The organism is Cellulophaga sp. 3_MG-2023, assembly GCF_030546975.1.
In the GTDB taxonomy this organism is placed as follows: domain Bacteria; phylum Bacteroidota; class Bacteroidia; order Flavobacteriales; family Flavobacteriaceae; genus Cellulophaga.
The window spans coordinates 1-23,694 of sequence record NZ_JAUOPS010000004.1 but is presented as its reverse complement, the minus strand read 5'-3'; the positions used below and the strand labels follow the sequence as shown (position 1 = coordinate 23,694).

The 23,694-nt window shown below is 32.6% G+C and carries 10 protein-coding genes; 8 read left to right on the top strand and 2 right to left on the bottom strand.

The genetic code is table 11. The features are described 5' to 3' along the window. Positions 1-144: 144 nt before the first annotated feature. The 7 genes from Q4487_RS11390 (at position 145) to Q4487_RS11360 (ending at position 16,251) form a co-directional block, all read left to right on the top strand. Positions 145-3,408, top strand: a complete 3,264-nt coding sequence (locus Q4487_RS11390; protein ID WP_303543275.1) for a SusC/RagA family TonB-linked outer membrane protein — start codon at positions 145-147, stop codon at positions 3,406-3,408. Between the two features lie 4 nt (positions 3,409-3,412). Further along, the gene (locus Q4487_RS11385) at positions 3,413-4,930 is read left to right on the top strand and encodes a RagB/SusD family nutrient uptake outer membrane protein (RefSeq protein WP_303543276.1); all 1,518 of its coding nucleotides are present in this window, start codon (positions 3,413-3,415) and stop codon (positions 4,928-4,930) included. Positions 4,931-5,601: 671 nt separating this feature from the next. Beyond that, positions 5,602-8,694 carry a SusC/RagA family TonB-linked outer membrane protein gene (locus Q4487_RS11380; RefSeq protein WP_303543278.1) on the top strand — a complete coding sequence of 1,031 codons (3,093 nt, stop codon included), beginning with the start codon at positions 5,602-5,604 and terminating at the stop codon, positions 8,692-8,694. Positions 8,695-8,701: 7 nt separating this feature from the next. Beyond that, positions 8,702-10,204 (top strand): SusD/RagB family nutrient-binding outer membrane lipoprotein, encoded by a 1,503-nt coding sequence (locus Q4487_RS11375; RefSeq protein ID WP_303543280.1) that lies wholly within the window; start codon positions 8,702-8,704, stop codon positions 10,202-10,204. Between the two features lie 13 nt (positions 10,205-10,217). Further along, positions 10,218-10,994: a hypothetical protein gene (locus tag Q4487_RS11370; RefSeq protein WP_303543282.1), complete on the top strand. Its 777-nt coding sequence runs from the start codon at positions 10,218-10,220 to the stop codon at positions 10,992-10,994. A 528-nt stretch (positions 10,995-11,522) separates the two neighbouring features. After that, complete coding sequence (locus tag Q4487_RS11365; protein ID WP_303543284.1) at positions 11,523-14,711, top strand: TonB-dependent receptor; 3,189 nt, start codon at positions 11,523-11,525, stop codon at positions 14,709-14,711. A gap of 10 nt (positions 14,712-14,721) precedes the next feature. Next, complete coding sequence (locus tag Q4487_RS11360) at positions 14,722-16,251, top strand: RagB/SusD family nutrient uptake outer membrane protein (RefSeq protein WP_198519414.1); 1,530 nt, start codon at positions 14,722-14,724, stop codon at positions 16,249-16,251. A gap of 144 nt (positions 16,252-16,395) precedes the next feature. Here Q4487_RS11360 and Q4487_RS11355 read toward each other — a convergent pair whose 3' ends face one another. Together Q4487_RS11355 and Q4487_RS11350 are read right to left on the bottom strand one after the other, a co-directional pair. Beyond that, on the bottom strand, positions 16,396-17,097 hold the full coding sequence (locus Q4487_RS11355) for a hypothetical protein (RefSeq protein WP_303543286.1): 702 nt from the start codon (positions 17,095-17,097) through the stop codon (positions 16,396-16,398). Beyond that, complete coding sequence (locus Q4487_RS11350) at positions 17,098-21,369, bottom strand: thrombospondin type 3 repeat-containing protein (RefSeq protein WP_303543288.1); 4,272 nt, start codon at positions 21,367-21,369, stop codon at positions 17,098-17,100. A 283-nt stretch (positions 21,370-21,652) separates the two neighbouring features. Here Q4487_RS11350 and Q4487_RS11345 point away from each other — a divergent pair, with 283 nt between their 5' ends. Continuing rightward, positions 21,653-23,614, top strand: coding sequence for a putative porin (locus Q4487_RS11345; RefSeq protein WP_303543290.1), 1,962 nt, complete (start codon positions 21,653-21,655; stop codon positions 23,612-23,614). The last annotated feature ends 80 nt before the right edge of the window (positions 23,615-23,694 follow it).

The window sequence follows — 23,694 nt, the reverse complement described above, 5'->3', positions numbered from 1 at the left end:
TTTTATAAAATTAACAATTAAGTAGGTATTTACTTATAATGTACACTTTTTGGTTTTTAACTGTTAATTTAATTAACAATTAATGTTTGTTTCTTTAACTTAAATTTAAGAGTTTTGTTGAACTAACTCAAAAATTGAAAATAAATGAGAGCAAAAGTAACTTGGATTTTAACACCCTTGTTGGTGTTATTAATGAGTTTCTCTTACGGACAAGAGAAAACAATTACAGGTAATGTTACAGATCAAGATGGTCTTCCATTACCAGGAGTTTCTGTTTTAGTTGTTGGAACAACAACAGGGACCCAATCAGACTTTGATGGTAATTATACTATTAAAGCAAAAGTAGGGCAAACTTTGCGTTACACTTATATTGGTCAAAAAGCAACTGATAGAAAAGTTGGATCAAGTAACACAATTAACATTCAAATGGAGCAGGATGCTGAGGCATTGGACGAGGTAATTGTTACTGGATTTGGTAATGTTTCTAAAACATCTTTTGCTGGTTCTGCAAAAGTAGTGGCAGGAGAAAACATTTCTCAAAAGTCTTTCACAAACGTATCTCAAGCATTAGCAGGTGAGGCAGCAGGTGTTTCTGTTTTTAATACCAGTGGTCAACCAGGTAGTACTTCTACAGTAAGGATTAGAGGTTTTGGTTCTGTAAATGGTAGTCAAGCTCCGTTATACATCGTAGATGATGCGCCATTTAGAGGTAGTTTAAATGATATCAATCCAAATGATATTAAATCTGTAACTGTTCTTAAAGATGCATCTGCAACATCTTTGTACGGTGCAAGAGGTGCTAATGGTGTAATTGTTATTACAACAAAAAGAGGTTCTGATACTGGTAATGAAATAAGTGTATCTATTAAAACTGGTGCCAATTTTCAAGGTATTGGTAGATACGAGACTATTGATTCTCCAGAAGAGTATATTGGTATTGCTTGGGAAGGTACTTACCAAAGAGGTTTATTGGAAAATAATGGAGATCAAGTAGCAGCAGTAGATTATGCTAATGCAAACTTATTTGAAGGTGCAAATGCAGATGTTTCAGATATTTCTCCAGTATACAATATGTGGAACACTAGTGATAGTGGAGCTATTGGAGTGTCAGAATTAATAGACCCTGCAACAGGTATGGTTAGACCAGGTGTAACTAGAAAGTATTCGCCAGAAGATTGGGAAGATTTTGCTTTTCAAAGTGCAAATAGAATTGAAGGAAATGTTTCTTTAGCTAACACAGGAGAAAACTCTTCAGTATATACTTCAGTAGGTTTCATAGATGATCAAGGTTATGCAAGTAATACAGATTATCAAAGATTAAATGCTCGTATCTCAGCAACAAATAAGTATAAAGATTTCATAAAAATGAATACTTCTTTAAACTATGCGCAGAGTGAGACTAATAACAATGGTACAGGAAGTTCTTCTTCTTCACAGTTTTGGTGGATAGACAACATTCCATCAATTTACCCATTATTTACTAGAGATGCTAATGGAAATAAAATTGACGATCCTATATATGGTGGTTCTCTTTATGACTATGGTTTAGAAGATGGTCGTGGTTTTGGTTTTGCTACAAATGGTGTTGCAGATTCTCAAATTAACATTAGTAGATCTAAAGACAACTCGGTAAACTTTACAAATGACTTAAAAATTACATTGGTAGAAGGTTTAACTTTAGATAACAACTTTTCATATCAATACTTTATGAGTGATGATATAGATTTAAATGAGCCTTTTTATAGTCCTGCTAAAGGTCAAGGTGGGGTAATTAACAGATCTAGATCTGAAGTTAAAAACTATTCATTAAGAACAGGTCTTAGATATAATAAATCTTTTGGAGCAACAAATTTATCAGCTTTTGTATCTCACGTAGCTACATCTTATAAGTTTAACTATTTAGAAGCAGAGCGTTCTAAGTTAGTAACACCTTTTGGAACTGATATTTCTAACGGTGTTGTAAATGCACCTAGTGATGGTTTTACTAGAGATGAAACAACAGAAAGTTATATAGCAAACGCTACTTTAGATTTTTCTAGTAAGTATTTTTTAAACGCTACATTTAACAGAGATGCCTCTTCAAGATTTTTGAATGAAAAATGGGGTAATTTTTATTCTGTTGGTGCAGCATGGGTGTTATCTCAAGAAGATTTTATGTCTGGCTCAAACTTTGTAGATTTCTTAAAAGTCAAGGGTAGCTATGGTGTTCTAGGTAATTCTGGTGTATTAACAGGTACTGCTAACAACTATTATCCAGGGTACAACTTATATTCTGTAAATAATTTAAATGATAACATATCATTAGCTTTTGCTACTAAAGGAAATCCAGACCTTACTTGGGAAAGTTCTAATCAGTTTAATGTTGGTGTAGAGTTTGAGCTTGGTGGTTTTGTAGATGGTTCTGTAGAAGCATATAGTAAATCTACTACAGATATGTTTTTTGATAGAAGAGTTGGTCCTTCTGTAGGCTATGCTTTAATTTCTGTTAATGATGGTGAGATGGTTAATTCAGGTGTAGAATTTGATTTAGATTTTAAATTGGTTCAAAATGATAAATTTAGCCTGTCATTAGGTATTAACGGTTCTACTTTTAAAAATGAATTAAAAGCAATGCCAATAGATCCATCAACAGGTGAACAACAAAAGCTTGATATAAGTGGAAATTACGGTCGTACAGTTGGTCGTTCTTTATATGATTACTATATGCCAGTGTATGCAGGTGTTAATGTAGATACAGGTGCAGCACAATGGGAGCGTAGCTTTAATGATTTAGATGGTGATGGTGTTTTTGGAACAGGTGACGAGATCATAACAAATTTAACATCTTATACTAACGATAATCCTGATGCTAATGTAGTTCAAGATATTACTGAGGTATATTCTGAAGCTGCTGATAAATTTATCAATAAAACTGCTATACCAGATGTAACTGGTTCTTTTAGATTAAATGCTAGATATGGTAACTTTACATTAAGTACCTTGTTTAATTACTCTTTAGGTGGATATGCTTATGATACTGCTTATGCCAACTTAATGGATAACGATTATGCAGGTACAAATAATTTTCACGTAGACATTAGAGATCGTTGGATGCAACCTGGTGATGTTACAGATATTCCAAGGCAAGATGCTAGATTTCAAATACAGCAAAGTGCTACATCTACTAGATTTTTAGTTAAATCTGATTATTTAGCATTAAACAATGTTAGACTAGGGTATACATTACCAAGTGACATTAGTAAGCAAATTGGACTTAAAAACTTAGATTTTTACATAACAGGAGATAATCTTGCATTTTTCTCTAAAAGACAAGGTTTTAACCCATCTACATCTATAACTGGTGGATCTTCAATTTACCGTTACAATCCATTATCAACTGTTGTTTTAGGTGTTAATTTAAAATTATAAAACTATGAAAACTTTAAATAAAATAATATACGCAGCAGGAGCTTTGTTGTTTATGAGCTCGTGTAGTGAAGACTTTTTAGAAGTGTTTCCAACAGAAACGTTGTCTCAAGAGCAAGTGAGTGAAGCTTCAAAAATTAATCCAGATGTTTCTAAGGCTACATTATTGGGTATTTATGAAAACTTATACCGTAGAGGTAGTGGAGGAACAGACAGCCAAGAAGATTTTGGTATTACAACACAGTACATACAGTTAGATATGTTATCTACAGATATGGCTCATTTAGGTAAGAGTTACAATCGTCAAACACAAATTTCAGAATTAACAGCTACTGTAGATCCTGATGCAGATTACAATTATAGACCTTGGAGGTTTCTTTTTAGAGTTGTAAATCTTTCAAACCTGGTTATAGATGGTGCTGGTGGTAATGATGTTGTTCCAGAAACAGAAAATCTTAGGTATACTGTTGGTCAAGCAAAAGCTTTAAGGGGTTATGCATATTTCTTTTTAGCACATGTTTTTGTAAATGATATTTCAAACTTGTCTCAAGAAGCGCTTCCTATTTATACTAGTGCAGAAGACATAGATCAGCCTAAATCTACTTTACAAGAAGTTTTTGATTTAGTTATAAAAGATTTAACAGATGCTGAAACATTATTAGAAGGTTTTGTTAGAGAAGATAAAATTGAAATTAACCAAGATATAGTAAGAGGGTTATTAGCTAAAACATATGGAGCATTAAATAATTGGCCAATGGCTGAAGATTATGCAGAGTTAGTAGTTAACTCTGGTAATTACCCAATAATGACTGCAGATGAAGTAGCTTTATTGCCAGATGAAAGCGGTGCTGTTGGAGGTTTTAATGATATTAACTCTATCCCAGGTGTTATGTGGGGTATTGATATTACACCAACAGGTCAAGGTTTAGCATCTTTGTTTTCATGGTGGGGCTTTATGGATGTCTATAGCTATAGCTATGCAGCTGTAGGTAACTCTAAAGGGATGGATGCTGATTTACATGCTAATTTTAGAGATGATGATATAAGATTAAATCAATTTTCTGGAAGTTTACAGCCTTCAGGTAAGTTTTATTATAAAGGAGCAGAGCTTAATGGTTTTGCAGCTTTCTCTGGTCCACAATCTAATATAGATTCAGATTCTCATTATATGAGAATAGCAGAAATGTATTTATTACATGCAGAGGCAGCAGCAGAAAATGGTAACGATGCAGCGGCTAGAACTAGCTTAAAAGCATTACTAGATTTAAGATTAGATGATAGTTCTTATATTGATGGTTTATCTGGTGCTGCATTAGCAGAAGAGGCAGCTTTACAAGCACGTTTGGAATTATTTGCAGAAGGGCAATCTTATTTTATTATGAAAAGAAGACGTGAAACAAGAACAAGAGGATCTAACTGGTTAGATTTATCAGGAGATTCTTTTAATCATGATGATGAGCGTTTAACTTATGAAATTCCACAAGAGGAAATTTTATTTAATCCAAATATTAATACTCAAAATTAATAGTTTTTTATTATTAAAATATTTTTAACCGCCAAGAGCAATTGCTCTTGGCGGTTTTTTTATTAAGTAACTTATGGTTTCTTCTTTTTCTGTGTGTTTTGAAGATTTTTAAAAATAGATTTAAATATGGTATAGGCAATTTTTCTAGCTCTAGTATCTAATTTTTTTTCTGTTAACAGTTCGTTAATTTTGGTGTATGCCGAGTTTAAAGGTATTGCTAAAGATGATATTAGGTGTTAAGTGTTAATATTTGATAAAACTTATGAATCTTTAGCTTAATTTATGTTTTTTTTATACGAAAACAAGGACTTCTTTGTGTTAACTGCATCACTTGCTTTTTTTTAATGTTCTTTTAAAGAGTTTTGATTGGTAATTTTTTAAACATCAAAAGTTAATATTAAAAATAACATAAGTTTGTTTTTAGATATACAAAACTTAATAATTGTCCTTTTTAAGTATATTTAAAATGTTTTTTTTTAGTTATTTTTTTAGATTTATATCAATTAAACAGTTAATAAATTTAATTTAATTGATTTTATACGGTTTTATTTTGATTAATATTTAAATTTAACTTTTTTTTTAACATTAAATAATTTCGTTAACAATATTTCCTTTGATTCTTAACTATTAATTAAGAGTTTTGTGGAGTACTAACTCAAAAATTATATTAAATGAGAACGAAAGTAGCTTGGATTTTAACACCTTTGCTGGTGTTATTAATGAGTTTCTCTTATGGACAAGAGAAAACAATTACTGGTAATGTTAAAGACCATAATGGTTTGCCATTGCCAGGTGTTTCTGTTTTAGTTGTAGGTACAACAACAGGAACTCAAACTGATTTTGATGGGAATTATTCTATCAATGCCAATGTAGGCCAAATTTTAAGGTTTAGCTATATTGGACAAAAATCAACTGATAAGACAGTTGGTGCTTCTAATACTATTAATCTTCAAATGGAAGAAGATGCAGAATCTTTAAACGAGGTTGTTGTTACGGCTTTAGGTATTGAGAGAAAACCTAAAGAGTTATCTTACGCCGTACAAACAGTAAAAGGAGATGATGTTACCAAAACTAAAGCGGTTAATGTTGCAACAGCTATGGTTGGTAAAGTATCAGGTATGCAGATTAATACTATAAATAACAGTGTTAATCCGTCAACAAGAGTTGTTTTAAGAGGTAATAGATCTCTTTTAGGAAACAACGAAGCACTGGTTGTTGTAGATGGTTTTCCATCAAGCAGAGGGGTTTTAGATAGAATTAACCCTAATGATATTGATGATATTAGTGTTTTAAAAGGCGCAAATGCAGCAGCATTATACGGTTCTGATGCAGCTAATGGTGTTTTAGTTATTACAACTAAAAAAGGAAAAGGTAAATTAAAAGTTACTTATGATACATCTTACCAATTAGAAAGTGTTGCTTATTTACCAGAATTGCAAGATGAGTTTGGTGCAGGTGGTTTTCCAGATGGAACTCTTTATCCATTAGAAAACGTAAACTGGGGTCCAAGATATGATGGTAGATTAGTAGATGCTAGTGAAACTTATGAAGATGGTAGAGTTTGGCAAGTACCTTTTACACCAATAAAAAATAATCATAAAAACTTTTTTAACACAGGTAGTACTATGCGTCATGGTGTTACTTTAAGTGGAGGTGATGATAAAGGTGGTATTTTGATGTCATTGGATCAAACCAATACAGAAGGTACAGTTCCAAAAGATCGCTATAATAGAACAAACTTTAGATTAAAAGCTAATAGAACTTTTGATAAATTAGAATTAGGTGGTAATATTTCTTTTTACAGATCTTTTTCAGATAAAGTAGGTAGTGGTGGTCGCCAAGATAGACCTGTATATTGGAATGTATTAAACACTCCATTGCATATTCCTTTATCTGAAATGAAAAATTGGCAAACAGGTGAATTTACAAGAAATGAAGTTTCTTATTACCGTTTTTATGAAAATCCATATTTTATCATAGATACACAAAGAGAAGAATCTGATTATACTGAGTTTAATGTTTTAGCAAATGCTAGTTACCATTTTAATGATTGGATTACTGCTACTGTTATATCTGGATATACTGGCGGATTCTCTAACTTTAAAAGAAAGTTTGGAGCTTACTCTTATGCCTTTCAGTTAGATGATGCTTATGCTAATATGGATCCTTATGGAGCACGAACTTTAGATGAAACATCAAATAGTACAAGATTTAATAATGATTTTATGTTAAATTTTGACAAAGAACTTAATGATGATTTGTCTTTAAACTTAACTGTTGGTCATAACGTTAGAATACAAAGCTCTAAGAGAGTACAGGTTAGTGGGACAAACTTAATAATCCCAGATTTCTATAATGTTTCTACAAGAACAGGAGAATTAGGAGGGGAAGAAGAAACGGAAGAATATAGAAGATTTGGTGTATATGGAGATATGACTTTGGGTTATAAAGATTTCTTATTTTTAAATGCTACAGCACGTAACGACTGGTCTTCTACATTACCAAAGGACAGTAATTCTTTCTTTTACCCGAGTGTTGGTGTGTCGTTTGTAGCATCTGATGCTTTTCCTGAAATTAAAGGAGATAGTGGCTTAAGTTATTTAAAGTTAAGTACAAGTTATTCTAAAACAGGAAATGATCCTGATAGTTATGCTATTAATAATACATTCGCAGCTCCTTCTAATTTCCCTTATGGTTCAACAGCTGGTTTGTCTTTATCAGGTAGTGAGGCAGATCCAAATTTAAACCCTGAGTTTACTAAGTCTATAGAGGCTAGTTTGGAGTTTGGTTTGTTTAGAAGCCGTTTAAACGGTAGTGTTACAATGTACAAGTCTAATTCAACAGATCAAATAGTTCCTATTAGTGTTTCATTAGCTTCAGGTTCTACACAAAATCTTAGAAACATTGGAGAAATTGAAAACATTGGTTTAGAAATAGACTTAAGTGGTACAATTATAAAGTCAGAAAATTTTAGCTGGCAAATGGGAGTTAACTTTTCTGACATAGATACTGAAGTTGTTTCTTTGGCAGATGGTGTTGATGAACTTACTATTGGAGGTTTTAATGATAACTCTGTATCTGTAGTTGCAAAAGTTGGTCAGCCTTATCCTTTACTAAGAACAACTGCATATTTAAGAGATGATTTAGGTAGAGTGATAGTAGATGATAATGGAGATCCATTACAAGATTCAGATCCACAGACTCAAGGGCAAACTACACCGGATTATACTTTAGGTGTTAATACAACTTTTACTTTGTTTAAGAACTTAACTTTATATGCTGTTGCTGATTATAGAACAGGACACGTTTTCTTTAACGATTTGGTAAATGCACTGGAATTTACAGGTTTAACACAACATGGTGTAACTGCAGGTAGACAGCCGTTTGTATTCCCTAATTCTTCATATTCAGATGGTTCTGGAGGTTATGTAGCTAACGATAACAGATTAACATCTGGTGGTGGAAATGCTTTTTGGGATAAATACGGAGAAGTTAAGGAGAATTATGTTACAGACGCTACAACTTTAAAGTTAAGAGAAGTTGCATTGTCTTATAAGTTTGACGGAGATGTATTGGACAGAATGGGTATTTCTAGCTTAAACTTAGGTGTCTTTGGTAGAAATTTACTTACTTGGAGACCAAAGGATAATGTTTATACAGATCCTGAATTTAACTTTACTGACGGTAATGCAGTTGGTATAGGAACACAATCACAAACACCACCTACAAGATTATACGGTGTAAACTTAAGTGTAACATTCTAAAAATAAAATGATGAAAAGAAAAAATATATTTAAATCTATTACACTAATGTTATCCCTAGCGGTAATGACTACTAGTTGTAATGATTTTCTAGATGTAAACGATAACCCTAATGACCCTTCGGTTTCAGCTCCAAGGTTAACTTTACCTGTAGCTCAGCAATCTTTTGCTAGTTTAAACGCTATCTCAAGTGTTAATTTAGGCCAGTATATGGTATACAACTGGACTACTCCTTCTAACTGGTCTGCAAACCAGAACTTGATTAGGTATAATGTGACTACTGATTTTAGTAGTACTTTATTTGAAACTCCATATTCTTCAATTTTTAAAAACTTACAGTATATTGAAGATTACGAGGATGCTTCTGGAGCAGTAGATTATAGTGTTTATGATGTTATTTCGGCAACTATTAAAGGTTTTCAGTACCAATACTTAGTGGATTTGTATGGTGATGTGCCTTATTCTGAAGCAAACTTAAGGAGTTTGAATACAACTCCTAAATATGATGATGCTGAAACAGTTTACAAAGCAAATATTGAAAACTTGACTAATGCAGCAATTTTAGCTTTAGACTTACCAGAAAATGCGGAGAATCCAGAGTCTCAAGATATTATTTTTGGTGGAGATATGGATAAGTGGGCAGCTTTTGCTAATACTATTAAATTAAGAATGTTAATTAGACTTAGTAATACTGGTCAAGATACATACATTAATGAGCAGATAGCATTAATAAATGCTAATGGGGCTGGTTACATAACAGAAGATGTAGTTGCAAATCCTGGGTATTCTGACGATGATGGAAAACAAAGCCCATTTTATGGTTCTTTTGTACAGGCAGCAACTGGTGAGCAAGAAAATAGAAAAGATTATACAGTAGCTACTGATTACACTATGGATTATTTAACTAATACAAATGATCCTAGAATGGAAAGATTGTATGAAGAGGCTGCTAATGGCGGTTACCATGGTGCAGAGCAATCTACTATATTACCTGGTACTGGTTTTACTTCTAATGATTTATCAAAAGTTGGTCCTGGTCTATTAAAAAGTTCAGAACAAGATCAACCAATAATGATGCTGTCAGAGGCTCTGTTTTTACAGGCGGAAGCTGCTGTTAGAGGATACTTGCCAGGTGGTGATGCCGCAGCAGAGGTTTTCTTTAAAAGTGCTATAGAAGCTTCTTTTGTCTTTTTAGGTGTTGATGATGCAGTAGCTGAAGCGCAAACATACTATGCACAGCCATTGACTAATATAGATTGGGCTTCATCTCCAGATAAGATCAGAGCTATTATTACTCAAAAGTGGATTGCTTTAAACGGTACATCTTCATTAGAGTCATGGATAGAGTTAACAAGAACAGGTTTTCCTTCAGGATTACCTATACCAGCAGAATCTGGAGGAGTTAGACCTGTAAGGTTATTATATCCTACTTCAGAGAGAACTAATAATTCAAATAATGTTCCTGCTCAAGTTGCAGCAGATGCATTTACACAAAATCCTTTTTGGAAATAAAATCAGAGAAAAAATGAAAAAGAATATATTTAAATTTAATTTTATCACAGCTATTTTAAGCTTGTTCTTAATAGTTTCTTGTGATTCCATCTTAGATCAAGATGAGACAGATTTTGGAAAAGGCCCAATTGTGGTTCAGTTTTCGGCTAAAACAGCAACAGGGAATTTTTTGCAGGATGAAAATAATGTTGTTTACGACTATTCTATTCCGATTGAATATCAAGGTAAAGATGGTTTGCCTTTAGAAGAAGATGTAACAATTACTATTGCAGTTGCTGCTACTAGTGAAGCAACAGAAGGAGTAGAGTTTAGTTTATCAGAAACTAATTTTACAATACCTGCGGGAGAAAAAATTGCTACTGCGTCAATACAAGTTATTTCAGAGAATTTAGATTCAGCTGATCCAAAGACTTTAGTATTAGAGATAGTATCATCATCTCAAACTGTTTCAGATAAAAATGAAACAGCTATTGTTTTGCAAGCGATTTGTCCTTCAGAACTTGAGGGAGCTTACACTTACAGTGATGGTAATGGTAGGTCAGTAACAGTAGATGTAACTGGTGCAGGTACATATAGTGTAAGTGCTGATAATGCTTTTACAGGTGAATATCCTTTGTATATATCTGATGTATGTGGTGATATTACAATTACGGGTGGTTATTTACAAGACAACTTTGGAATTGCAGTTAGTGGTTCAGGAAGTGTTGATGAGGCTACTGGTGTTATTACATTAGTTTATACTGCTGATGGTTATTTTGATAATAGAACAATGACTTTAGTACCTAACTAATTATTTTAAAAAAGTATATTTTAACCGCCAAGAGCAATTGCTCTTGGCGGTTTTTTTATGCTTAAAATTCACCTCTTCTTATTGCTTGTTTTTTAATGAATTAACTAAATAAAATACAAGTGTACGTGTTAAATTAACGTTGGTTCTTCTTACTTCTTGTTTTAATTTTATTTACATTAAACTGCATATCGTTGTTGATTTAATAAGAAATACGTTCTTTTTGTTTTGATTATTTAATAAAAATCAACTTTTTTTAAACTTTATTGTAATTAGCAAAGTTTTTGTACGACAAAATTCGGCATAGATACTTTTTAGGTTACTGTTTTTCTTATTTAAAAAGATTTTTGGGTAGTACTATTTCTTTGTAAGACAATGAATTTACTAAGTATCTATATTTTTTATTAAATAATTTTTAGCTAGTGATCATTATTTGTTTTTCAATTTAAAAGATTAATTAAATGTTAATCTTAGATAATCTGCTAAACAAAAGATTGGGTATTAGTTAAAGCTAACTCAAAACTAAATTAAATGAGAAAAAAAGTAACTTGGATTTTAACTCCCTTATTGGTGATGTTAATGAACTTCTCTTATGCACAAGAGAAAACAATTACAGGTAATGTAACAGACCAAGATGGTTTACCTTTACCTGGAGTTTCAGTACTAGTAGTAGGTACAGCAATTGGGACACAATCTGACTTTGATGGTAATTATACCATAAGTGCAAAAGTAGGTCAGGTTTTGCGTTACAGTTATATTGGTCAAAAAACCACAGATAGAACTGTAGGTGTATCAAGTACAATTAATCTTCAAATGGAGGAAGATGCAGAAGCGCTAGAGGAAGTTGTGGTAACCGCCTATGGTGTTCAAAAAAAAGAATCGCTTACTGGGTCAATTGCAGAAATTAAGTCTGAAGAAATTGCAAAAGTAGCTTCTGGTAATGCAGTAACTGGTTTAACAGGTAAGGTTTCTGGTGTTCAAATTTTTTCAAATTCTGGACAGCCTGGTACTGCTCCAACCGTAAGGTTTAGAGGTATTGGTTCTTTAAACGGATCTTCTGCTCCTTTATATGTTGTAGATGGTGTTCCATATAACGAATCTATAACTTCGTTAAATCCTAATGATATAGAATCAATATCATTTTTAAAAGACGCTGCCGCTGCTGCTTTGTACGGTAATAGAGGTGCAAACGGTGTTATTATTGTAACGACTAAAAAAGGTAAGGCGGGTAAAGTAAGCGTGACTTTAGACGTTAGAACTAGTTTTACTAGCAGAGCAACCAAAGATTATGATGTTTTTGATGATGCTGGTGAGTATTTAGAAGCGTACCACAAAATGCTAAAAAATAATGATATTGTAGAGAATGGTACAGATGTAGCTACAGCAGGGCTTAATGCTTCTGCAAATTTATTTGATGGGCCTCAAGGTTTAGTGTATAACCCTTTTGGTGGAGATAGAGCTACGGTTATAGATCCTAATACTGGAAAATTAAGATCGGGCAATCAATTATGGACATCAGATTGGGAAGATGAGTTATTTAATGACGGTAGTGGTATACAAACTTTATATGCAAGTATAGCTGGTGGAACAGAAAAGGCAACTTATTTCTTTTCGGTAGGTAATGAAGATAATACTGGTTATAACGTTAATACAGGATTTAAAAGGTTAACACTAAATATGAACCTTAGTTCTCAAGTTAGTGACAACATTAGATTGGGAATGTCTGCAAATTATGCAAACAGAGAGCAAACAGGTACTTTAACTAATAATATTACAGGTAATTTTGCTTGGGTTAGAAATATTGCTCCTATATATCCTGTTTTTGCAGTGGATCATGCAACAGGTGCTACAGTTTTAGATGACAAGGGAAATCCTCTTTGGGATTGGGCAGATGTTACTTCTCCTAATGCTACAGCCGGAAGACCATTTAATGGTTTTTCTAATCCTCATGCGTTACAAACTTTAAATGTTAATAAATCTGTTAGAGACAATTTAACATCTAGAGCATTTGCAGAGATCAAATTTTTAAAAGACTTTACATTCACGTATAATTTTGGTTTAGACTTAGCTTTTTATAATACTACTAATTATACAAATAAAATTGTTGGTAGTTCTGCTTCTTCAGATGTTAATGGTAGGTTGTCAGAGCAATTTGGTAGAGGAACAACATACACAAACCAGCAACTATTAGGTTGGAAAAAAACAATTGCAGATGATCATCATTTAGATATTTTGTTAGGACATGAAAACTCAGATTATAATTTTAAGTTTTTAGACGCTAATAAAAAGAATCAATTTATTTCTAATGATATTTCTGCTAGTCTTTTTGCAGAAAATGACGGTGCTGGTAATGTAACTGGCGGACCAACAGAATATTTGTTAGAAGGTTTTTTTGCTAGAATGTTATATGATTTTGATAATAAATACTACATAAATGGTAGTTTCCGTAGAGATGGCTCTTCTGTTTTTTCTGAAGATAATAGATGGGGTAACTTTTGGGGTGCTGGTGTTGCTTGGAGAATATCTAAAGAATCTTTTATGGATAATGTAGATTGGATTTCTGAGTTAAAATTAAAGTCTAGTATTGGTCAACAGGGTAATGACTATGTGGGTTATCCAGATAATACAGCTGTTAGAAATTATGCTCCTTATTTAGATCAGTGGGATGTTACTACAGATGGTGAAGAGTTTAACTTAAGTAAAACTGTTTTAGGTAACAAAGATTTAAAATGGGAAACATCTACCAACTTTAATGCTGGTTTTGAGTTAAATATGTTTGATAATAGATTAAGAATAGAATCAGAATATTTTCAACGTAAAATAACAGATCTAATTTTTAATAGACCATTACCAAATTCATCTGGCTTACCGTCTATCCCAGAAAATGTTATGGATATGCAAAACGTAGGTGTAGAGGCTAGTATTGCTTATGATATAATTAGAAGCAAAAATTTAAATTGGACTGTAGATCTTAATGCTACTCATTATAAAAATGAAATTACAAAATTAGCTCCAGGAAGAGATTTTATAGATCCAGGTACAGTGTACAGGTGGGAAAAAGGTAGTAGTGCTTTTGATTATTATATTAGAGATTTTGTTGGCGTAAACCCTACAAATGGTAACGCAATATGGTATACATCTAGTGAGTTTGAGGCAGATGGTACAACACCTATAATTAATAACCAAACTGAAGATTATTCAGTAGCATCAGAAACTAATTTAGGAAAATCTGCTTTGCCAGATGTTAATGGTGGTTTTACATCGTCACTTACATATAAAAATTTAGATTTTAGCTTTGCGCTTTCTTACCAGTTTGGAGGATATGCTTTTGACGCTATTTATAATGATGCTTTTGGTGGCGGAATTGGAGAAAATCTTAGTAGAGATTTTTATAAGACTTGGACTTATGATAATACTACAGCTAGTTTACCTAGAGTTATAGATGGTTCTAGAAATTATAATACATCAGATTTACTTTTAGAAAAATCAGATTTTATTAGTCTTAACGATGTTTCTATTGGGTATACTTTACCTAATGATGTTGTAGAAAAAATAGGTTTATCTAAAGTTAGAATATATGGTTTGGGTAATAACTTGGCCTTATGGACAGCTTCTGGTAGAGATGGTTTTGATCCAAGAGCAAGTGTTACTGGTGGTAACAACTCTGTTAGGTATGCAACGTTAAAGACGTTTTCATTAGGTTTAAATGTTAATTTTTAAAAGTATTAAAATGAAAAAAATAGTATTAATAACTGCAGTTTTAGCTGTTATGGTTAGTTGTAGTAAAGATCAGTTAGAGTCTGATTTAGAAAACATAGTTACAGATGCTACTATATCTGAATTAGCAGAAGAATCTCCAGAGGCATTATTGTCTACAGCTAGTTCTTTTGATGCTGGAACAATAAATAACATGCGTACTTTTGATGTAGCTGGTACAGGAGGTGATCATAACGATTACGGTCAAAAATCTATTGATGTTATGATGGATATTATGTCTAACGATATGATAGACTCTAACAACGGTTGGTGGTATGACGATTTGTATAAGTACATTGGTAGAACACAAGAATCTGGTACAGAAACTAATTTAATTTGGGACTATTACTACGAGATTATAAAAGGAGCTAACCAAACAATTACATTAATTGGTGGTTTAGACGAGTCTGTTTTAACAGAAGATTTATCTTATGTTTTATCTAGATCTAAGGTTGTTAGAGGTTTGGCATATTTACAGTTGATACAAATTTACCAAAAAGGGCAACCTGCATTGTCTGATGCTGGTGTACCTATAATAGATCCAACGGCAGATTTAATTAATGGTCCAGGTTTTGGAAGATTAACGGTTGGTGATGTCTATGGTCAAATTGAAACAGATTTAAAAGAAGGTTATGATGGGTTAGAAGGCTTTTCTAGACCAGATAAAACAGTTATTAACCAGAATATTGCTGCAGGTTATTTAGCAAGATTTTATTTGTTATCTAAAGATTATAATAAGGCAGTTCAGTTTGCAGAAATTGCAAAGTCTGAAGGAGCTTTAGCTGCAGATCAATTGTTAGATGGTTTCCAATTTATCTCTAATACAGAATGGTTATGGGGTGCAGATATTAATGGTGATACATCATCTTTATTTGCTTCTTTCTTTTCGCAGATGCAATCTTATTCTCCTGTACAAAAAGCGGCTGGTGGTGTGACTCCAGGATACACGGGGCAATTAGGACATCATAGAACAGTAGATGTTAGGTTGTATAATGCAGTATCATCTACAGATATTCGTAGCAATTGGTTTGGTCCAGATAATGGTCAAATAGATCAGCCAAAAGAAGGTCAAATCTATAATTATAAATTTTATGATGATACTTTTTTTGAAGCAGATTATGTTTATATGAGAGTTTCAGAAATGTACTTAATTATTGCAGAGGCTAAAGCAGCTGCGGGAGATGATTCTGGTGCGGCTCAAGAATTATTTAATTTAATTTCTACAAGAGACCCAGAATATACATTATCTACAAATTCTGGTTCTAGTTTAATGGATGAAATTAGGTTACACAGGCGTATAGAATTATGGGGAGAAGGTTTTGGTTTGTTAGATATGAAGAGATGGAATGTAGGTCTTGTGCGTGATTTTGAAGGAACAACACACCCTAACAACCCAGCATCTTTTTATAATATTCCTGCTGGGGACGCAAGGTTTACTTTTCAGATTCCAGAAACTGAAATTAATTTAAATGATGCAATTACTCCTGCAGATCAAAATCAATAATTTAAAACAAGCATAGTTAATTGTTTTAAATAAAAAATAGTCCAAATATTGTTTTGTATTAGGACTTTTAATTTGAATTAGTCAATAAAAAAAGCTCTTAGATTTTTATCTAAGAGCTTTTTCATTATAAAAACTAAAAATTAGTTATTCAACTTTAAATTCAAACACTTCAGAGGACGATGTGTTGTCTTGACTATCTTTTGTTATTACTTTCCAATAATAAACTGTATTAGCAGTAACTGTTGCGTCTAAAGTTGTTTCTGTTGTAACTCCAATGCTGGTAGTTGGGGTGTTATTTGTTCCAAATAATATTTCATAATCAACTATATCATCATCTACATCTTCACCAGACCATTTTAAAGATACTGTAGTTGTTGTTGCAATAGTTGCGCCTCTATTAGGGCTTATAACATCAGCAGGAAAAGGAGCGTAGTTTTCCGTTCCAACTCCTTGGTTATAAAACTTCCAAGTTGCACTTGTAGCTGTTTCTGTTGTGCCATTAGCTTTAGATACAATAAACCATTCATAAGGTGTTCCTCTATCAATAGTTATAGCATCAGAAGTAGTGGTAACTGTTTTAGACGAGCTATTACCGGTAGCTAGGTTTTTAATGTTAATTTCATAACTATCTGTATCGGCAGCTGCACTCCAGCTAAATTCAACAGAGCTACGAGTATCGCTTATAATAGCACCTTCATTACACTCGGTGTTGTTTTCAGGAAAAACAAGAGTGGTTGCTTTAGGTGTTGTAATTGGGTCTGGTTCTGTGCCTTCATCATCACTACCGCCGCCACAAGAGGCTAAAAGCAAGGAGCTAATGCAAGTAATTTTATATATTGTTTTCATTTATTTTCTAATTATTTTATAAGTAAGTATTGTTTGGTCAGTTTTTATATTTAACACATATATACCTCTTGCAAGAGAATCTACACTAAATTTTATAGCGCCATTATTAGTTTTATGATCTTTTTTATAAACCTTAGTGCCGCTAATTGTAAATAAAGAAATTTCTACTTGCTCAATATTTGGTTTATTTAACTCTATGGTTAAATCACCTCCAGACACAGGGTTTGGGTAAATAAATATATCTGAGCTAGAAATAATTCGTTCTTCGTATATACCTTGGCAATCTTTGTTAGTCTTAATACTAATTTTGTTTTCTATTTTATCTAAAGGCAATGTTATGTTGCTTTTAGTAGTGCTGTATGTTTTATCGTTAATATTGATGTTATAAACACTGCCGCCAGTTAAATTAAAAGTTACCTTATTTGATATAGAATTTACAGCAGTAGAAACACCTAAAGGTTCTGGTTCTAATATTGAAACTGAAAAACAATTTTCATATCCTGTTTGCCCTTCAACAGTAATACAAACAGTATAAGTGCCTAGTGATAGGTTGTTAAAAGAAACTGTATTAGTAAAAGATTTAGTTTCATTTATGTTACCAGTTATAGTTGCTGTATAATTAAGTTGTGTTTCAGCAGTAATATCAATAGATCCATTGTTGCTAGATATACAGCTTTCTGCAATTGTTTTTATTCTAAAGTTAGAAGATGGTAAAGAAAATACTTCACATCCATTTACATTTACAACTGTATCTATTGGTGTATTAGGGCAAAGGTCTACACTATCTATAACGCCATCATTATCATTGTCATTATCACAAACATCGCCAATGTTATCATTGTCTGCATCTGCCTGGTCTGGATTTGCAATTAAATTACAATTATCGTCTACATCTAAAATTCCATCATTATCATCATCAGTGTCGCAAACATCACCTATGCCATCACCATCTGTATCTAGCTGGTCTGCATTTGCAATAGTTGGGCAGTTATCATCTACATCTAAAATACCATCGTTGTCATCGTCATCGTCATCTGTTTCTCCGTCTAAAATAAAATCATCAATAACTACACCTTCTTGACTAACTCCTGGGTCAGAATGAAAAACAATTCTAAAAATTATATTTTCTTCAATACTTAAATTAACTTCTCCTAAAGCCGCATTAGCATTAAAATCGTAACTATATTCTGTAAAAGTAGTATTAGTACCTGTCCATTGTTTACCAGGACAATTTTGACAATCATCAGCAACTCCAGATATAGCATTTGTTCTGTCGCTATTATACCAGTTAGGCTGGCTATTGATATTACCTAGTACTTTCCACTCTTCACCTTGGTCTGTAGAATATTCAACATAAACAATATCCCAGTTTTCTTCTAGGTCATAAGCCATTTTAAACTTTAATACTGGATTTGCTATTGTAGCTATGTTGTAACAGTTACTAACTAAAAATGCTTTAGTGTTATTTGGATGTTCACCATCTAAATTTGTTGCATATACATCTGTTCCAGAACTAGCGGTATTTAATAGCGTTCCTGTAGGTGTACCTTTTTCCCATAATGAAAGATCGCTAGACTCGTTAAAACTGATTAAAGCTTCCTCATTACTATCAAATGTGTTTAAAATACTTCCGTTACCCTCCTTATTAATATATATAGTTTTATTTTTTGAATTGTTTGTATTAAAAGTGTCATCAGTAACTGTGGCGGTAACCTGTAATGAGCTTTTGCCAAAACCTAAAGATGCAATACTTGGTAGATCTATAGTTGTAGATTCTTCAAAATTTAAAGTACCCGTCCAAATAAAATTTTTATCGGTATTGTTTAACCCATAACTAAAAGTTACTTCTGTTATGGTGTTTGTCCCAATGTTTTTTATAGTTGCTGTTGGTGTAACGTCTCCGCAAATAATAGCGTTTACATTTGGAGTTATAGAAGTTAAACTAACGTCATTTTCAGGATCTTTTGTTGGTATAGGGGATTGCCAAACACCTCTTCCGTAAGTGGCCGCTGTAATAATGTTATCTAAGCTGTTAATATCTATGTCTCCAATTGCAACGTTGGGCAGGTTTGTATCATATTCTTCCCATTCTGTAAGTGTATCATCTAACCTGTATATACCTAAACTAGTACCAATAAAAATAGGATTGTCTTGGTGTAATCCTTGGTGAGCAATACTAAAGTAAGCTTGGTCTGTTGGTAGGTTTAGAGTAATATTCTCTGATGTAGCATCTGTGCCGTCGTTAGTAATTTTGTACACACCACGATTAAATGGTTGGCTAGCTAATTCTATACCCACTCTATTAGATGTTGTTGCGTAAAGTATAGAGCTGTCTGAGTTGTTAATTGCTAAATCAGATATAGCACCTGGTAAAGTTATGTAACTTGAGAAGTTGATGCCATTGTCATCACTTTTATAAATAACGTTGTTGTTTACAGCATAAAGAATATCCGGATTTAAAGGATCTGCTTCTAAATCTTCAATTTTACCAAAGCCTGCCGAAGTGCTTATTTTTACCCAACTAGTACCTTCTAATTTATAAATTGCATCAAAACCAGCAAAAACTTCACCTCTGCTGTTAATTGTAATTGGGGTAATCCAATTTCCTTCAATATCTTTAGTTTCTCCATTAGTTGTAGTTTGTGGAGGTCCAATTTGCGCTATATTTTCTCCTGAGTTAGAAGATATATTTAAAGATCCGCCAAATTGAGTAAAACCGTATATTAAATTGTTGTTATTTGGGTCAATAGCATTGTCCATACCATCACCTCCATGATAATTATTCCATTGGCTGTTATTAAATACATTGCCGCCATTATCTTGTAATCCGCCTATCATTTTAGACGAGTCATCTTTAGCAACAGATATTCTGTAAAACTGACTTATAGACATTCCGTTTGTTACATCTGTAAATGTTGTTGCACTGTTTTCAGATACATATAGTCCGCCATCACTACCACAAAAAAGTTTGCTTCCAAACATTTTAAGGGTATGTATATCTGCATGCGTATATGAGCTATTATTAGAGCTCCAATTATTTCGCCTGCTAAAACTATTTCCTCCATTGGTGCTTCTCCATATATTTAAACAGCCTGTAAATAAAGTGTTTTCATCTGTAGGAGATACTTCTAAAGCTAAATCAAACCAAGCTTGTTTAGATTCTAAAATATCTACAGTGTTAGATGTTTTTGTAAATACAGTTCCGCTATCTGTAGATTTGTAAAATCCTTGAAAAGAATAATCAGTATTGGCACTTAAAACATATACAAGGCTCTCATTTGCAGGTGTAACACCTAAAACTAGTCTTCCAGAGCTAGTAGGTAAATTGCTGGTTACTTGTGCAAAAGTGTTTCCGCCATCGGTAGATTTGTAAAAATTATTAAAATCAACAGCATAAATAGTATTACTTTCTCCAGGTTTAAGCTTAAAGTCAGTAATATTCTCTTCTAATTTATTGGTCCAAGTTGTGCCACCATCTGTAGTTTGGTAAAGTCCGTTGCTAGAGCCAACCCAAACAATATTACTATTTGTAGGGTCTATTGTAATTTCATTTGTAGTAAAAGAATTTCCAGAAGGGGTTGTACTTGGGTTTAAGCCTGTTTCGTTCCAGGTTGTGCCACCATCAGTAGATTTAAAAACACCAATGCTGTATGAGTCTCTGGCATCATCATCACCTGTAGAAATATATATAATATTAGAGTTGTTAGGGTCTACAGCAATACCAGAAACACCAATTTGCAAGAAGTCAGAAAAAAGGTTTGTCCAGCTAGTGCCAGCATTTGTAGATTTCCAAATTCCACCAGCAGGAGCTCCTGCGTACCAAACGTTTTCGTTATTAGGGTCTACTGTTATGGCGTTAATTCTACCATTTCCAGGTAATCTACCAGGAAAAACATTGCTGGTAGATGGCCCTACTGTTGTCCAGCTACTTGTAGGGTTTACTTTGTTTGCAGTATTGTTTTTAGCTAACCAAGAGTTGTATATTTCTTTAGCGTTAGGTAAGGTTCCGTTAGAGTTTTGGTAATAGCTCCAGTAGTTTTGCCACCTCATAAAAGGTTTGTATCCACTACCTTTTTCATTTTTGTTTCTACTTTCCCAGTAAGTGTCAAAAGAAATTTTTAAATCGTCAATAGACAAATTAGAATTATTTCCTTTTAATGATGTGCTTGTTTTTCCTTTTTTTAAATTTTTCATCCAAGGTGCTGCTTCATTAAATTGAGCAAAAGCAAAGGAGAAACTTAGTAGAAAAAGCAGGAATAGTTTTTTTGTCATTTTGATTTATTTGGTCTGTGTTATTTTATATGGGTAAACAATTTTAGTTTTCTTTAACATTTTAATATGCTATAAAAAGCTAAATATCCTAATTAATAGTGCTGTCTACAAGCTAATACGTGTTTATTCGTTAAAAGAATCTTAAAATTGAGTAAATCTCTAAACAAAACGCTTGTTAATAATCAGTATATTTTTGTTAGTTGTTCTTTGGTCAGTAAAACGTAACAAAACTTTCACAGATAATTAAATGTAAAAAATTACCTTTGCTTATATTTTTTTATAAATGAGATATATTATACTTGTATTTTTACTTTGGGGAACTGTAGTTTTTGCTCAAGATCCAACTTTGTCTAATAAAGATTTAGGTAAAAAACCTGGTAAAGTTTTAAAAGAGGGAGAAGAGGAAAAACCTAGTGTAGAGGAGTATAAAATTTTTACAATTAAGAGGGATACTACTTTTTTAGACACAACACTTACAATACAAAAGGAGTATAAATACAACTACCTAAGAAAAGATGGGTTTGAGTTAATGCCATTTGCAAACATTGGTAAGCCAGCTAATGAGTTAGGTTTTGATTTTGATAACGAATCTATGTATCCTGCTTTGAGTACATCAGCATTAAATGCCAATTATTGGAGTGTTAATGAAATTAAATATTATAATGTTCCTACGCCTTTAACAGAGTTAATGTTTAAAACTACAATGGCTCAAGGTCAATTGTTAGACGCTATGTTAACTTTTAATATGTCGCCTCAGTTAAATATATCATTAGGTTACAAAGGCTTTAGGTCTTTAGGTAAGTACAATTATGATCAAGCTTCTTCAGGTAATTTTACCTTTACATCTAATTATACCTCTAAAAATAATAGATATTTATTGTTAGCACATATAGCGGCACAAGATGCAACGTATCAAGAAAATGGAGGGCTAATAGACGGTGAAACTCAATTTGAAACTGGAGATGATGAATTTACTAGTAGAGATAGGTTAGATGTAGCTTTTATAGATGCGGAAAGTGTTGTTTTAGGAAAAAGATATTTTTTAGATCATCAGTACAAGTTGATTAAAAAAGCAGAAGACTCAACAACCAGTTCTATTGCTACGTCTATAGCAGTAGGACACCAGTTTAGTTATGAAACTAAATTTTCAAAATTTAATCAAGATGATCAGTACGATTATTTTGGAGATTCATTTCTAAAAGAAACTAATGATAAGGCTCATTTACAAACCACATACAATCAGTTAAACGCAACATTTTCTAATAGATTACTGGGAAAACTAAAAGGTTACGTAGGTCTTTATAATTACAATTATTTTTTTAAGAGTCTGCTTATCACCCCAACGGGTACTATAAGTAATCAATTAAAAGGTACAGAAGTTTCTTTAGGAGCTGCTTATAGTAAACAAATAGGGGAGTTTAACTTAAAAGGAGATGCGGCGTATAATATTTCTGGTGATTTAGGAGGTAGTTTAATTAATGCAGAAGCTACCTATATATACAAGGATAAACATCGTTTTACCGCAACCCTGCATAACGAGTCTAAAATGCCCGATTTTAATTTTCTGCTCTACCAAAGTAATTACCAAAACTACAACTGGCAAAATACATCAAACTTTGATAAGCAAAATATAAACAGTTTAGCTTTCAAGTATAGTTCCAAGGCGTATGGTACATTGTCTGCAAAATATACCAATATAGATAAGTATACTTATTTTAAATCTACGGCCACACAAGAACAGATAGATGCTGGTCAGGAAAATGCATATATTAAACCTTTTCAAGAGAGTGCATCTGTTGGTTATTTAAAATTAAAATATGGAAAAGAGTTTAAATTTGGTCGTTGGGCTTTAGATAATACAGTAATGTATCAAAATGTAACCCAGTCCAATTCCGTTATAAATGTGCCAGACTTTGTAACCAGAAATACACTTTATTTCTCTAAAGATGTATTTAAGGGGGCAATGTTTTTACAAACAGGAGTTACGTTTAAGTATTTTACTGCTTATAATATGAATGCCTACAATCCTGCTTTAGGGGAATTTTACATTCAAGATCAAGAAAAGTTAGGTGCATATCCTATGTTAGACTTCTTTATAAATGGAAAAGTAAAGCAAACAAGAATCTATTTAAAGGCAGAACACTTTAATTCGTCCTTTACGGGCTACGATTTTTATTCGGCTCCAAATTACCCTTATCGTGACTTTGTTATACGTTTTGGGTTGGTATGGAACTTCTTTTCTTAATCCAATATTAGAAAAACTCCCATTTATTACCCATTATACAAATAATTCTATAGGTTGATAATCGCCATTCAATAATTAAA